Source organism: Gordonia sp. (in: high G+C Gram-positive bacteria), from assembly GCF_052106715.1.
Classification (GTDB): domain Bacteria; phylum Actinomycetota; class Actinomycetes; order Mycobacteriales; family Mycobacteriaceae; genus Gordonia.
In genome coordinates this window covers 42,187-55,524 of sequence record NZ_JBQEDL010000017.1, presented here as the reverse complement: position 1 = coordinate 55,524, position 13,338 = coordinate 42,187, and the positions used below count along the sequence as shown (strand labels likewise).

Below are 13,338 nucleotides of genomic sequence, written 5' to 3'. Positions count from 1 at the left end.
GACACCTTCATGTCCCGAATAACCGGGTATGCGAAGAGTTCTCAGTACCCGGACTGCCCGAAACCCGGCGGTGCGATCCCGTCCCGCGCTAAACCTGACGACGCTGGCGCGCGAACTCGGCGAGCACCACACCCGCCGCGACCGACGCGTTGAGGCTCTCGACGTCACCAGCCATCGGCACCGACAGGATGGAGTCGCACGTCTCCCGGACGAGTCGCGAGAGGCCTTTGCCCTCCGAGCCGACGACCACCACGATCGGACCGGTGCCGTCGTAGTCGTCGAGGGTGACGTCGCCGCCGGCGTCGAGACCGACGATCTGCGCCCCCGCCTTCGCCCACGAGACCAGGGTTCGAGTCAGGTTCGGCGCCTGTGCGATGGGCAGTCGCGCCGCCGCTCCCGCACTGGTCCGCCACGCGACAGCTGTCACGCCCGCGCTCCGACGTTGCGGGATGAGGACTCCGTGTCCGCCGAATGCTGCGACCGAGCGAACCACAGCGCCGAGGTTTCGCGGGTCGGTGATGTTGTCCAGTGCCACCAGCAAGGGCTGTGACGACGACGCCAACGCCTCGGCCATCAGATCGTCGGGGTGGGCGTACTTGTACTCGGGCACCTGGAGACCGAGCCCCTGGTGCAGACCGTTCGGCGACATCCGGTCGAGTTCGGCCCGACCGACTTCGAGGATCGAGATACCGCGGTCACCCGCGGTGTGCACGGCTTCGCGCACTCGGTCGTCGGCGTCGATCCCGGTCTGGACGTACAACGCCGTTGCCGGGACGTCTGCGCGGAGGCATTCGACGACCGGGTTACGACCGAGCACGTATTCGGGCCCGTCGTCAGATTTGCGCGTGGTGCGCGGACGACCGGTCGACGAACGCTCCGCAGCCTTCGCCTTCTTGTGTTTCGCGTGGTAAACGCGGTCCTCGGCCTTCGGCGTCGCGCCGCGTCCTTCCAGTCCGCGTCGTCGCTGACCACCGGAACCTGCGGTCTGCCCCTTCTTGCTCCCCGTCTTGCGGACAGCGCCTTTGCGTTGCGAATTGCCGGCCATCTACGAGTCCTTCGTCTTCAGCGCCCACTGGGCACCGTCGGGGGTATCGGTCACTTCGACGCCCGCCGCGGCGAGCCGGTCACGCACTTCGTCGGCGACCGCCCAGTCCTTGGCTGCACGCGCCGTCGCACGACGTTCCAGTTCGGCGCCGATCAGCACGTCGAGAGCCGCGGTCGACGCCTCGTCCGATCCGCTCGCCGACCAGCGCTCGTCGAGAGGGTCGGTACCGAGGATGGCGGTCATGGCGCGCACCGAACCCGCGACGGCCGACGCCCGCGCCGCGTCACCCGATTCGAGTGCGGTGTTGCCCTCGCGGACGGCGTTGTGGACAGCCGCGAGCGCTGCCGGGACCGCGAGATCGTCGTCGAGTGCCGCAGCGAAGTCGTCGGTCACCTCGCCTACTGCGACGGTGCCGACCCGGTCGGCCACCCGCTGTACGAACGATTCGATGCGCCGGTACCCGACAGCAGCCTCGTGCAACGCGGCATCGGTGTACTCGAGCATCGAGCGGTAGTGGGCGCTGCCTAAGTAGTAGCGCAGTTCGACGGCACGCACCTTCTCGAGCATCGCGGGGATGGCGACGACATTGCCGAGCGACTTGCTCATCTTCTCGCCGCCCATCGTCACCCAGCCGTTGTGCAGCCAGTAGCGAGCGAAACTGTCCCCGGCACCGTGACTCTGCGCGATCTCATTCTCATGGTGCGGAAACACCAGATCCATTCCGCCGCAGTGGATATCGAACTCACTGCCGAGGAGCGACGTGGCCATCGCCGAGCATTCCAAATGCCAACCGGGACGACCGTCGCCCCACGGGGTCGGCCACGACGGCTCACCCGGTTTGGCGGCCTTCCACAACGTGAAGTCACGCGGATCGCGTTTCCCGGTGCCCGCGCTCTCGCCCTGATGAACGTCGTCGAGTTTGTGCCCGGACAGGCTTCCGTACTCGGGCAGACTCCGGACGTCGAAGTAGACGTTGCCGTCGGCGACGTAGGCGTGGCCGCGATCGATCAGCCGCTGCATGTAGTCGACCATCTGCGTGATGAAGCCGGTCGCGCGCGGCTCCACGGACGGCGGGAGGACGCCGAGTGCGTCGTACGCCTTGGTGAAGGCGCGCTCGTGGGTGGCGGCCCATTCCCACCACGGCCGACCTGCGTCGGCGGCCTTGCGCAGGATCTTGTCGTCGATATCGGTGACGTTCCGGACGAACAGCACGTCGTACCCGCGGTGGGCGAGCCACCGCCGCAGCACGTCGAATGCGATCCCGCTGCGCACGTGCCCGATGTGCGGGATGCCCTGCACGGTGGCACCACACAGGTACACGCCGACCATCCCGGGTCGCAGCGGAACGAACTCGCGGACCTCGCGCGATGCGGTGTCGTACAGGTTGAGCGTCACGGCCTGGGATTCTACTTGAGGACCAACAGCGCGGTGGCCACTGCGGCGACGCCTTCGCCGCGCCCGGTGAGGCCGAGTCCGTCGGTGGTGGTCGCGGACACGGACACGGGAGCACCGAGAAGGCCCGACAGCACGTCCTGCGCCTCGGCGCGACGCGGGCCGATCCGAGGCCGATTACCGATCACCTGGACGGCGGCGTTAGCGGGAGAGAAGCCCGCGTCGTCGACCAGCGACGCGACGTGTGCGAGCATCGCGGCCCCGGTGACGTTCTTCCACTCGGGTCGATCGACCCCGAACACGACGCCGAGGTCCCCGAGTCCGGCCGCAGAAAGCAGCGCATCGCAGAGTGCGTGCACCCCGACGTCGCCGTCCGAGTGCCCGGAGCAGCCGTCGGCGTCCTCGAAGAGCAGGCCTGCCATCCAGCAGTCCCGGCCGGGTTCGATCGGGTGAACGTCCGTGCCGATTCCCACGCGCATGGGCGTCTCCTCTTCTCGTGTCCGGTTCAGGCGAGCAGTCGCGCCAGGCGGAGGTCGAACGGGGTCGTCACTTTGAATGCCATCGCGTCGCCGGGGATCACTTTCACCGCGAAACCCGCGGCTTCCACGAGCCCGGCGTCGTCGGTCGCGTCACCTGCCCCGGCATGCGCGCCGCGCAGCACTTCCGCGCGGAAACCCTGCGGAGTCTGGATGGCGCGCAACATGTCTCGGTCCACGGTGTCGATGACTCCGGCCGCGGCGTCGACGCGCTTGAGCGTGTCAGCGACGGATGTTCCGGGCACCACCGCCGGGGTGCCTTCGCTCAGTTCGGCGACGACGTCGGCGAACAGCGACGGCGGGGTCAGTGCGCGAGCCGCATCGTGGACCAAGATCAGCACAGCGTCGGTCACGGCGAGCGCCGCCCGCACCGAATCACTTCGCTGCGCCCCGCCTACGACGATGCGCGCATCCGGAACGAGCCGATGAGCGGTGCCCGTGTTGGTCTCCGGGACGGCGACGATGATCTCGTCGACGACCCCGGAGTCGCGGGCGGCGGCGACGCTGCGTTCCAGCAGCGTCACTCCGCCGACCTCTACGAACGCCTTGGGCTGGTCTTCACCCAGTCGGGTGCCCATGCCCGCGGCGGGAATCAATACGGCCACATGTGGCCGCCCACGCTCTGTCAGGACGCTGCTGCCAAGATCTCGTCGAGGATGCTGTCGGCCTTCTCGTCGTCGGTGTTCCGAGCGAGCGAGAGCTCATCGACCAGCACGCGACGCGCACGGGTCAGCATCCGCTTCTCACCTGCAGACAGTCCGCGGTCCTGTTCGCGACGCCACAGATCGCGAACGATCTCGGCGACCTTGATGATGTCGCCCGAGTTCAGCTTCTCCTGATTCGCCTTGAACCGACGTGCCCAGTTCGTGGGCTCTTCCACATTCGGCGCACGGAGCACCTGGAAGACCTCGCCGAGCCCCTCTTCGCCGACCACGTCTCGCACGCCGACATAGTCGAGCTTGCTCGAGGGGATCTGCACTGTCATGTCGCCGTCTGCGACCTTCAGGACCAGGTATTCGACTTCTTCACCCTTGATGGTCCGAACGACGATGTCGTCGATCCGAGCAGCACCGTGATGGGGGTACACAACGGTGTCGCCAACTTTGAAATTCAATGTTCCCTGCCCCTTTCGAGTGTTACCAGTGTAACACCCACCCCCAGAGCACCTTTCCAACGGTGCAGGTCAACACATGTGCACGAGGGGCAGGCTATAATTCGCCAGGATTATCCGCGACCCGCGCGAACTTTTCCGGGTCGGCACCACTACGCTGCGTAGTGAGCGTTCGCATCCGGCGGACAGCGCGACGACCACCCGGAGGAAAAGGTGTCAGTGCTCAATCGGACCACCGGCCGTTTGGCCAAGGCCGCCGTCGTCGGTGCGCTCGGCGCCGCGATCGCCCTCGGCTCTGTAGCCTGCGGCGCAGGCAAGATCGCGCAGACGACCAACCAGCTCCCCGCCGTCAACGGCTCGGCCGGATCAGTCGCGCTCGCCCCCGACATGCGCGGCGGAGACGAACTGCGCAACGGCCAGATCACGGTACGCAATCTTCAGATCGTGTACCCGGTCGAGAACACCGACAAGACCTTCGCCGACGGCGGGCCGTTCGACGTCTCGTTCCTGGTCTCCAACGACAGCGTGACCCGCAAGGTCAAGTTCGTCGAACTCATCGGCCCGGACGGGTCGTCGGTCTCAGTCACCGAACCGAAGGCTCAGTACACCGGTTCGGAGACCGGACCCCGTGTGCTCGGTCCAGGGGAGAGTCTGCTCGCTGGCGTCCCCGCGAACGTCGACACCTCGGCGGCGCAGACCGCCGACATCGAACGGTTCACCGCCACCCTCACCAATGCGAAGTCAGTGCGCGCAGGCCTCACCGCGCCCATGACGTTCAAATTCGACGTCCTCGACCTGACCGGTAAGAAGATCGGCGAGAAGAGTCTCACCATCCAGACCCCGGTCGACGCCGGAACCCTCAAGCAGCGTGTCGACGTCGTCCGCGACGCACAGGGCGAAGAAGGTCACTGACCCCTCCGCCGGAACACCGGTGAGCGCCTCCCCCGGTCAACGGGCGGAGGCGCTCTCACGTTTGTCCACAGGCTCCCGCACCGCGCTGTCGATTGTCGGGGCCGACGCATAGAGTTCGGTGCGTGGCGAAAGCGAAGGCGATCTTCCGTTGTACGGCGTGCGGGCACCAGGTGTCCAAATGGGTCGGCCGCTGCCCGGAATGCGGCGAGTGGGGGTCGATCGAGGAGGGCGCGCCTGCGCCCGCGGCGGCCGGGACGACGTCGGTCGTCCCGCGCAGCCCCGCCCGCCGAATCACCGATATCGACGCGGGTACCTCGAGCGCTACGCCGATCGGCATCGGCGAGTTCGACCGTGTCCTCGGACGGGGCATCGTCCCCGGCTCCGTCGTGTTGCTGGCGGGCGAACCCGGCGTCGGCAAGTCGACACTTCTCCTGGAAACGGTCAAACAGTGGGCTGCTCAGGGGCGCACGGCCCTGTACGTGACCGGTGAGGAGTCGGCCGGGCAGGTTCGGCTTCGTGCCGAACGAACCGAGGCGGTGCACGAGAACGTCTTCCTCGCGGCGGAGACCGACCTGGCGACGGTCCTCGGGCACGTCGACGAGGTCCGTCCCAGCCTGCTGATCGTCGACTCGGTGCAGACGCTCGTGGCGACCGGCGTCGATGGGGTGACCGGCGGGGTGACGCAGATCCGCGCCGTCACAACGGCACTCGTCTCTCTGGCGAAGACGAGCGGGGTCGCGGTGATCCTGGTCGGACATGTCACGAAAGACGGCAACGTCGCGGGGCCTCGCTCGCTCGAGCACCTCGTCGACGTAGTGCTGGCGTTCGAGGGCGACCGCCATTCGTCGCTGCGCATGGTGCGCGGCATCAAGAACCGCTTCGGCCCGTCCGACGAGGTCGGCTGTTTCGAGCAACGTTCGGACGGTATCCACGAGGTGTCCGATCCGTCCGGCATCTTCGTCCACGAGCATCCCACCGACGTACCGGGCAGCGTCGCGCTGGTCGCGATGGACGGTCGGCGGGCGATGGTCGGGCAGATCCAGGCGTTGTTGAACAAGAGCGAGATGCCTTCACCGCGCCGAGCAGTGTCCGGACTCGACGCCGCCCGGGTCGCGATGATGTTGGCGGTGGCCGAGAAGCACGCGAAGATTTCGACCGGCAAGTACGAGGTCTACGCGTCGACCGTCGGCGGGATGAAGGTGACCGAGCCGGCCGCCGATCTGGCGATCTTCCTCGCCATCGGTTCGTCGGCGTCCGACCGACCGGTCGGGTCGACGACCGTGGCGATCGGCGAGGTCGGACTGGCCGGCGAGGTCCGTCGGGTCTCGTCCACATCGCGTCGCGTGGCCGAGGCGAAACGTCTCGGCTTCCGGCACGCGATCATTCCGGCGGGCAGCGACGAGGAGCTCCCGAAGGGCATCCGCATCACCAAGGTGGCGAGTCTGGCCGACGCGCTCGTCGCGCTCGAGCGACGCAGGCTGCAACCGGTCGACGCTCCGTTCTGACGCACGGCGCGGCCGGACCGATCGTCAGAGGACCACCCGTTTGTCGTAGTAGTCGGCGAAGTGAGACTCGAGGTCGATGACGACGAACACCGAGTGCGCTCGGGCGACGGGCTTCTCCGGATCGCCCAGGTGCGCGAACGCCTCGATGTAGATCTTTCGACGCTCGCGGCCGAGTATCCGTGCGTGGAACTCGAGGGTCGACCCCAACGGAATCGGCTTGGCGTAGTCGATCTCCAGGTGAGCGGTCACGACCGGCTTCCCGACGAGCAACGGCGACGTGCCCATCACCTCGTCGAACGCGGCAGAGAGCACACCCCCGTGGATCACTCCCGGCCCACCCTGCATCCAGTCCAGAACCGGCATCTGCGCGTCGACAGTGAGCCCTTCGCCTGCAATCACCTTCAGGTGCAGTCCGACCGGAACGTCGTCGCCGCAGCCGAAGCAGGTGCTGTGGTGCAGATCGATGCGGCGTCCGGCCGCCGCGGCCTTCGGATGACGGGTCAACGGTTCGAGGTCTGCGGGCGGCAGGAAACTGGGCTTCACGCACAGCTACGCTAGTCGTGGCTCGGTGCCGACCGGTAACCGTCTTCCGTGCGAGAGGTGCGTACTGCGATGAACGACACATCGGCGCTCGATCCGGTCCGTGCGGACATGACCCGAGAGACGCTGCGGCGCGTCGCACCCGGCACTGCCCTTCGCGACGCCCTGGAGCGAATCCTGCGCGGCGGTACTGGTGCTCTTGTGGTCTTAGGGTACGACGACGACATGGAACGCATCTGCGACGGCGGCTTCAACTTGGACGTCGAGTTCGCACCGACTCGGCTACGCGAACTCGCAAAGATGGACGGAGCCGTCGTGCTGTCGGCCGACGGTCGACGCATCGTCCGCGCGAACGTCCAACTCGTTCCCGATCCGTCGATTCCTACCGAGGAGTCGGGTACCCGGCATCGCGCGGGCGAGCGCACGGCCATCCAGATGCGCGTGCCGGTGATCGTCGTGAGCGCATCGATGTCCATCGTCAGCGTCTATGTCGACGGCCAGCGCCGCGTGGTGGAGAATCCCGATGCGATTCTCTCGCGCGCAAACGTCGCCCTCTCGACCTTGGAACGATACAAATCGAGACTCGACGAGGTGAGTGCACAGCTCTCGCGCGCCGAGATCGAAGACTACGTATCGTTGCGCGATGCGATGAGCGCGGCGCAGCGAATGGAGATGGTGCGCCGCGTCTCCGTGGAGATCGCGGAATACGTCCTCGAACTCGGCGTCAACGGCCGTCAGGTCTCGCTGCAGCTCGAGGAGTTGATCAGCGACAACGACACGATGCGCGAACTGCTGGTCCGCGACTATCACGCGAGCCCGGAACCGGCGGGTCCCGAGCAGGCTCGCCAGATCCTCGAGGCCGTCGAGAACTTGTCGGACGCCGACCTGCTCGACCTCACGATGCTCGCGGGCGCGTTCGGCTATCCGACGACGATCGAAGCGCAGGACACGTCGATGAGTCCCCGTGGCTACCGGTTGCTGGCTCGCATATCGCGTCTGCAGTTCGCGCACGTCGATCGCCTCGTCCGCCATTTCGGCACCCTGCAAGCACTGCTCGCGAGCAGTGCTGCCGACCTCGAGGCCGTCGAAGGCATCGGAAGCATCTGGGCGCGTCACATCCGCGAAGGACTCTCGAGGCTCGCGGAGAGCAGCCTAGAACGCTTCGACTGACACAGCGGGGTCGATCGGGCGCGACTCTTACTGCTGCGCGGGCTTGACCACGTTGAACGTGATCGGCGCCGATTCCTTCTCGCCGACCTTCGCGATCGCCTGGTACGCGCCCGCCGGAATCTGCTGGCGGGGCTTCTTGCAGCCGGGACTGCTGGTGGTACCCGACCACGTCGTGTCGTCGCTGACCTGCTGTCCCGGCTGCAGGAGTTGGACGTTGACGGCCTTGTCTGGCGCGCAGTCCTGCGCCGACCACAGGGTGCGGGCGCCGTCGAGCGACCTGATGATCACGTTCTGTGCGTTCTTGCCGACGTCGCGATTACAGGCTGCGAGAGAGCCGTTGGTCGTCACGATCGTGAACACCGGTTGGTCGCCCTGCGTGTACGTCGGCTTGTCGGTGTACAGGACCACCGAAAGGCTCTGGTCGGTACAGGGATTCTCGATCGAGGCGGCCGCGTCACGCGACGGCGCGGGCGGCGCGCTCGGGTCTCCGCCCTCGCCCTGCTCGCCCCCGCCGCTCGGCGCTTGGCTGCTCGGTGCAGGCGCCTGACTCGACGACGACGGGGCAGGTGCCGGAGCCTTCGGTGTCTGCGACGCCGAATCCGTCGCGGCGGCGTTCGCCGGGTCGGAACCTTCGTCGGACGAACTACCCGCCCACACGATCAGCGCGATCACCACAATGACCGCCACCACGGCACCGACGATCGCGAGGAGGCGGCGTCGCCAATACACCTCGGGCGGCAGTGGTCCCTGTGGTTCGATCACGGTTGCAACGGTATCGCCGCTACCTCGCGATCGACGTCGTGGCCGTCGGCGTGTCGGAAGATTCTTTTCGCCGGATCCCGGCTATTGTGCGTGCTCCGACTGATTCTCGAACTGCTCACCGATGTCGCCGACGACCTCGACGACATTCACTTGGCCGTCGTCGAGGCGATAGCTCAATCCCACGATCGCGAGTTCGCCTGCATTGACGCGCTCGGCGATCTTCCGACTGCGCTGCATGAGCAGGAGCGCCGTCTCCTGCACATGCCGGGTCACGAACTCGAAGTACTCGGTGAGGCCTTCGGACCTGCCCGCGAGGACGCTCGGCGCGACCTTCTCCACGATAGTGCGCACGTAGCCGTTGGGCAGGGTCAGATTGTCCAACGCGTCGAGCGTCGCGCCGACCGCGCCGCACTGGTCGTGTCCGAGGACCACGATGAGCGGCACGTTGAGGATGTCGGCCCCGTACTCGATGGTTCCGAGGACAGCCTCGTCGAGAACGTGCCCCGCGGTGCGGACGACGAACATGTCACCGAGGCCCTGGTCGAAGATGATCTCCGCGGCCAGTCGAGAGTCACCGCACCCGAAGAGAACGACCTGCGGCGACTGCCCGCCGACGAGCGCTTCTCGGTCGGAGATACCCTGGCTCGGATGAATGGGGCGACTCTCAACGAATCGCTTGTTGCCTTCTTTGAGCTGCGCCCATGCTTGAGCCGGGGTGAGGTTTTCCATGTCTGACAGTGTGCCACCGCACACGGTGCTCGCCTGGTTCGGGCCAAACCACAGGCGTCTTCCTTGGCGCGAGTCGGGTGTGACCGGCTGGCAGATCCTGATCAGCGAGATCATGCTTCAGCAGACTCCGGTGTCGCGGGTCGTCGAACCGTGGAGGCAGTGGGTTCAGCGGTGGCCCGCACCGTCGAACATGGCCGCCGAGTCGGTCGGCGAGGTCGTCCGAGCCTGGGGAAAGCTCGGCTATCCACGCCGCGCGATGCGCCTGCACGAGTGCGCAGGCGTGCTCGCCGAGAAGTTCGACGACGCCGTCCCTTCCGACGTCGACACGCTCCTGACGTTGCCGGGCATCGGCGACTACACGGCTCGCGCCGTCGCGTGTTTCGCGTACGGGCAGGCGGTGCCCGTGGTCGACGTCAACGTACGACGCGTCGTGGCCCGCGCTGTTCACGGACGACAGCATCCGGGTAGTCCCGCACGACGCGATCTCGCCGAGACGCAAGCGTTGTTCCCGCTCGCCGCGGACGGCTCGCCCGCCCCGGAGACCCCGACGTTCAGCGCGGCGCTGATGGAGTTGGGTGCGTTGGTCTGCACGGCTCGGGAGGCGCGGTGCGAGATCTGCCCGTTGGAGCCGACGTGCGAATGGGTGCGGCTCGGCCGCCCGCAGCACGATCGGCCCGCGCGCAGAGTGCAGAAGTTCGAGGGCACCGACCGCCAGGCGCGCGGACGTCTTCTCGACGTCCTGCGCGGCACGTCCGGTCCGGTGGAACGCTCGGCGCTCGACCTCGCGTGGGAGCGAGATCCGGGTCAACGGTCTCGAGCGCTCGACTCGTTACTGGTCGACGGCCTGATCGAAGTGACCGAGGAGGGGCTGTTCTGTCTGGCTGGAGAGGCGCCTTAGCGCGCGAGGAACTCACTCAGGAACGCTTCGACGGCGCCGCGGAAGACGCCGGGCGCGTCGTCGTGCACCAAATGCCCGGCGCCATCGACCCGCACGTACGAGGCCCCGTGTCTGCGTCGCGCCATCTCGGCCATCTGACCGGGCGGCGTCACCGAGAATCCGGCCTCCACCAGCAACGCGGGAACCTCCACAGCGTCCCACTCGTCCCAGAAGTGCCGCCCGGCCCACTCTTGCGCGATGTCGGTCCACACCGAGATCGATCCGTGGAGGCGACCGTCGTCGAACGCCTCATAGAAGTAGCGCCCCGCGACCTCGCCGAACATCTCGACCGCCGATCCGAGATCGGGAAACCGGTCGGGCCAGCTGGCGAACCACGGCGTCCACGTCCGCGTCGTCCGACCGCGGAAGTCCGGAGCCATGTCTTCGACGACGAGCGCCGACACCAACTCCGGGTAGGCGGCCGCAGTGCACCACGAGTGCAGGCCGCCCATCGAATGACCGACGAGGACGGCTGGTCCCCGATCGATCCATGTGATGATCTCGGCGAGATCGGCGACGAACCGTTCGGTCGAGATGTCCGTCGAATCGACGGCACGAACGCCTTGATGGTTCGCCGCGTCGAAGGTGAACACTCGGCCGTAGCGCCGCAGCCACGGCACCTGTCGGCGCCAGGTACGCCCGCGCCCCATCAACCCGTGAACCAGGACGATAGCGCCGACTCCACCGTCGACGACGTCGCGCCCACCGTGGTCGAGCAGGCCGACGTCGGACGTCGGCATCACATCACTCGGTAGTGAGGGGTCGACCGGGTCGGAGTTCACAACGAACGACACTATCGGCTGCCGACGACCCCGCGTAACCTCGGCAGCATGGCTATTGTGAAGATCAACGCGATCAGTGTTCCCGAGGGCGCGGGCGAGGAGTTGGAGAAGCGGTTCGCCTCTCGCGCAGGCGTCGTCGACGGCGCTGCAGGCTTCCTCGGCTTCCAACTTCTTCGTCCCGTGAAGGGCGACGACCGATACTTCGTCGTGACGCAGTGGGAGGACGAGGAGAGCTATCACGCATGGGCGGGCGGCGATGCACGCGAAGCGCACAAGAGTGACAAGAAGCCCGTCGCCTCCGGGGCCGAACTCCTCGAATTCGAGGTCGTGATCGACGTCGAGCCGACGGCCTGACGCACATTCCCCATTCCAGTTTCTAGAACGTGTTCTACATCGTGCTCTAGTATCGAGGAAAACCCTCGACGCATCAGGAGCACGCATGACCGACCCGATCGAGACCACCAAGCTGTACATCGGCGGAAAGTGGGTGGACCCGCACTCGACAGAAGTGCTCAAGGTCTTCTCACCCGCAAGCGGAGACACGATCGGGTCGGTCCCAAACGCCGACGCGACCGACGTCGACGCCGCGGTCCGAGCCGCCCGCGAATCCTTTGACTCGGGCGTGTGGCAGAATACCCCTCCGGCGCAGCGAGCTGCAGTTATTCGTCGTGCTGTGGAGTTGATCAACGAGCGCGGGACTGAGCTGAGTGAACTCCTGTCCGCCGAGATGGGCGCGACTCCCGCGGATGTCGCCACTATCCAGCAGTTCGCGGGCACCGCATGCCTGAGCGCGTACGCCGATGCCGCCGACCAGTACACCTGGGAAGAGACTCGGACCGGCATCTTCGGTGAGACCCGGGTGCTGCACGAAGCTGTCGGAGTGGTCGGCGCGATCATCGCGTGGAACGTCCCACTGTTCCTTTTCTGTAACAAGTTCGGCCCGGCCCTCGCGGCCGGATGCTCCATCGTTCTCAAGCCGGCACCCGAGACGCCGCTGAACGCGAACGTCCTCGCCGAGATCTTCACCGAGGCAGGCGTACCCGAAGGCGTCATCTCCATCGTCCCGGGCGGCGTCGAGACCGGGCAGGCCCTCGTCGAGCATCCCGACGTCGACAAGATCACCTTCACCGGATCCACGCGGGCAGGACAGCAGATCGCCTCGCGGTGCGGAGAGCAGCTCAAGCGGTACTCGCTCGAGCTCGGCGGAAAGTCGGCGGCCATCGTCCTCGACGATGCAGACATCGAGGCCAGCGCGCCCATGCTCATCTTCTCCGGCCTCCTCAATGCGGGCCAGGCGTGCGTCGCCCAGACCCGCGTGCTCGTTCCCCGATCGCGTCACGACGAGATCGTCGACGCGATGGTCGCCGTCGCCTCCACCTTCACGCCGGGGATGCCCGACGACCCGGAGACCAAGGTCGGTCCGATCATCAACTCCAAGCAGCACGAGAAGGTCGCCGCGTACATCGCGAAGGGAAAGGAGGAAGGCGCTACCGCAGTGCTCGAGGTCCAGGCTCCGAACGTCGGCACCGGCAACTTCATCGGCCCGACCATCTTCACCGGAGTCACCAACGACATGACGATCGCTCGTGAAGAGATCTTCGGCCCGGTCATCAGCGTCATCGCCTACGACGACCTGGACGAAGCGATCGCCGTCGCCAACGACTCCGACTACGGCCTCGCCGGTTCCGTATGGACGCAGGACATCGACAAGGGACTCGAGGTCGCCAAGCAGATCCGTACCGGAACATTCGGCATCAACTGGTACTCGATCGACCCCGCGTCACCGTTCGGCGGATACAAGAAGTCCGGCATCGGCCGCGAGAACGGCAAGGAAGGGCTCGAGAGCTACCTCGAACACAAGGCCGTCGTGATGCCGATGGGATACACGAGCAGCTGAGTCCGACTCCCACCGGGGAT

General features: G+C 66.6%; 15 protein-coding genes. 6 read left to right on the top strand and 9 right to left on the bottom strand.

Going from position 1 to position 13,338, the window contains the following annotated elements:
* Window positions 1-88: 88 nt before the first annotated feature.
* Genes rlmB through ACTIMF_RS10515 form a run of 5 tightly spaced genes read right to left on the bottom strand, consistent with a single transcriptional unit; the run spans window position 89 to window position 4,087 of the window.
* A complete protein-coding gene (gene rlmB / locus ACTIMF_RS10535; protein WP_442350239.1) occupies window positions 89-1,045 on the bottom strand; it encodes a 23S rRNA (guanosine(2251)-2'-O)-methyltransferase RlmB in 957 nt (318 codons plus the stop codon).
* A complete protein-coding gene (cysS, locus tag ACTIMF_RS10530) occupies window positions 1,046-2,440 on the bottom strand; it encodes a cysteine--tRNA ligase (RefSeq protein WP_442350238.1) in 1,395 nt (464 codons plus the stop codon).
* Between the two features lie 11 nt (window positions 2,441-2,451).
* Window positions 2,452-2,916 carry a 2-C-methyl-D-erythritol 2,4-cyclodiphosphate synthase gene (gene ispF, locus ACTIMF_RS10525; protein WP_442350237.1) on the bottom strand — a complete coding sequence of 155 codons (465 nt, stop codon included), beginning with the start codon at window positions 2,914-2,916 and terminating at the stop codon, window positions 2,452-2,454.
* A gap of 26 nt (window positions 2,917-2,942) precedes the next feature.
* Window positions 2,943-3,578 carry a 2-C-methyl-D-erythritol 4-phosphate cytidylyltransferase gene (ispD, locus tag ACTIMF_RS10520; RefSeq protein WP_442350236.1) on the bottom strand — a complete coding sequence of 212 codons (636 nt, stop codon included), beginning with the start codon at window positions 3,576-3,578 and terminating at the stop codon, window positions 2,943-2,945.
* A 20-nt stretch (window positions 3,579-3,598) separates the two neighbouring features.
* Window positions 3,599-4,087, bottom strand: coding sequence for a CarD family transcriptional regulator (locus ACTIMF_RS10515; protein WP_442350235.1), 489 nt, complete (start codon window positions 4,085-4,087; stop codon window positions 3,599-3,601).
* A gap of 210 nt (window positions 4,088-4,297) precedes the next feature.
* On the opposite strand from ACTIMF_RS10515, the gene ACTIMF_RS10510 reads away from it, so the two are divergent.
* Both ACTIMF_RS10510 and radA read left to right on the top strand, forming a co-directional pair.
* Window positions 4,298-4,996: a copper-binding protein gene (locus ACTIMF_RS10510; RefSeq protein ID WP_442350234.1), complete on the top strand. Its 699-nt coding sequence runs from the start codon at window positions 4,298-4,300 to the stop codon at window positions 4,994-4,996.
* A gap of 122 nt (window positions 4,997-5,118) precedes the next feature.
* Window positions 5,119-6,501: a DNA repair protein RadA gene (gene radA, locus ACTIMF_RS10505; RefSeq protein ID WP_442350233.1), complete on the top strand. Its 1,383-nt coding sequence runs from the start codon at window positions 5,119-5,121 to the stop codon at window positions 6,499-6,501.
* Window positions 6,502-6,525: 24 nt separating this feature from the next.
* Here the strand turns inward: radA and ACTIMF_RS10500 are convergent, their stop codons facing one another.
* On the bottom strand, window positions 6,526-7,044 hold the full coding sequence (locus ACTIMF_RS10500; protein ID WP_442350232.1) for a PaaI family thioesterase: 519 nt from the start codon (window positions 7,042-7,044) through the stop codon (window positions 6,526-6,528).
* 69 nt (window positions 7,045-7,113) lie between these two features.
* On the opposite strand from ACTIMF_RS10500, the gene disA reads away from it, so the two are divergent.
* The gene (gene disA / locus ACTIMF_RS10495; RefSeq protein WP_442350231.1) at window positions 7,114-8,211 is read left to right on the top strand and encodes a DNA integrity scanning diadenylate cyclase DisA; all 1,098 of its coding nucleotides are present in this window, start codon (window positions 7,114-7,116) and stop codon (window positions 8,209-8,211) included.
* A 27-nt stretch (window positions 8,212-8,238) separates the two neighbouring features.
* On the opposite strand, the gene ACTIMF_RS10490 is transcribed toward disA, so the two are convergent.
* Complete coding sequence (locus tag ACTIMF_RS10490; RefSeq protein ID WP_442350230.1) at window positions 8,239-8,973, bottom strand: hypothetical protein; 735 nt, start codon at window positions 8,971-8,973, stop codon at window positions 8,239-8,241.
* Between the two features lie 81 nt (window positions 8,974-9,054).
* A complete protein-coding gene (locus tag ACTIMF_RS10485; RefSeq protein ID WP_442350229.1) occupies window positions 9,055-9,702 on the bottom strand; it encodes a carbonic anhydrase in 648 nt (215 codons plus the stop codon).
* Between ACTIMF_RS10485 and ACTIMF_RS10480 the strand changes: the two genes are divergently transcribed.
* Window positions 9,701-10,600, top strand: a complete 900-nt coding sequence (locus tag ACTIMF_RS10480; RefSeq protein WP_442350228.1) for an A/G-specific adenine glycosylase — start codon at window positions 9,701-9,703, stop codon at window positions 10,598-10,600. The genes ACTIMF_RS10485 and ACTIMF_RS10480 overlap by 2 nt on opposite strands.
* On the opposite strand, the gene ACTIMF_RS10475 is transcribed toward ACTIMF_RS10480, so the two are convergent.
* Entirely contained in the window at window positions 10,597-11,379 is a 783-nt protein-coding gene (locus tag ACTIMF_RS10475) for an alpha/beta fold hydrolase (protein WP_442350266.1), read from the bottom strand. The genes ACTIMF_RS10480 and ACTIMF_RS10475 overlap by 4 nt on opposite strands.
* A gap of 90 nt (window positions 11,380-11,469) precedes the next feature.
* Here ACTIMF_RS10475 and ACTIMF_RS10470 point away from each other — a divergent pair, with 90 nt between their 5' ends.
* The gene (locus tag ACTIMF_RS10470; RefSeq protein ID WP_442350227.1) at window positions 11,470-11,775 is read left to right on the top strand and encodes an antibiotic biosynthesis monooxygenase family protein; all 306 of its coding nucleotides are present in this window, start codon (window positions 11,470-11,472) and stop codon (window positions 11,773-11,775) included.
* Window positions 11,776-11,860: 85 nt separating this feature from the next.
* Entirely contained in the window at window positions 11,861-13,318 is a 1,458-nt protein-coding gene (locus tag ACTIMF_RS10465; protein ID WP_442350226.1) for an aldehyde dehydrogenase, read from the top strand.
* Window positions 13,319-13,338: the final 20 nt, after the last annotated feature.

What these genes read in the sequence shown, in the direction of transcription:
- ACTIMF_RS10475 (WP_442350266.1), bottom strand. Translation starts at nt 11,379, where the DNA reads ATGCCGACGTCCGACGTCGGCCTGCTCGACCACGGTGGGCGCGACGTC.
- ACTIMF_RS10465 (WP_442350226.1), top strand. Translation starts at nt 11,861, where the DNA reads ATGACCGACCCGATCGAGACCACCAAGCTGTACATCGGCGGAAAGTGG.
- ACTIMF_RS10485 (WP_442350229.1), bottom strand. Translation starts at nt 9,702, where the DNA reads ATGGAAAACCTCACCCCGGCTCAAGCATGGGCGCAGCTCAAAGAAGGC.
- ACTIMF_RS10480 (WP_442350228.1), top strand. Translation starts at nt 9,701, where the DNA reads ATGTCTGACAGTGTGCCACCGCACACGGTGCTCGCCTGGTTCGGGCCA.
- disA (WP_442350231.1), top strand. Translation starts at nt 7,114, where the DNA reads ATGAACGACACATCGGCGCTCGATCCGGTCCGTGCGGACATGACCCGA.
- rlmB (WP_442350239.1), bottom strand. Translation starts at nt 1,045, where the DNA reads ATGGCCGGCAATTCGCAACGCAAAGGCGCTGTCCGCAAGACGGGGAGC.
- ACTIMF_RS10470 (WP_442350227.1), top strand. Translation starts at nt 11,470, where the DNA reads ATGGCTATTGTGAAGATCAACGCGATCAGTGTTCCCGAGGGCGCGGGC.
- ispF (WP_442350237.1), bottom strand. Translation starts at nt 2,916, where the DNA reads ATGCGCGTGGGAATCGGCACGGACGTTCACCCGATCGAACCCGGCCGG.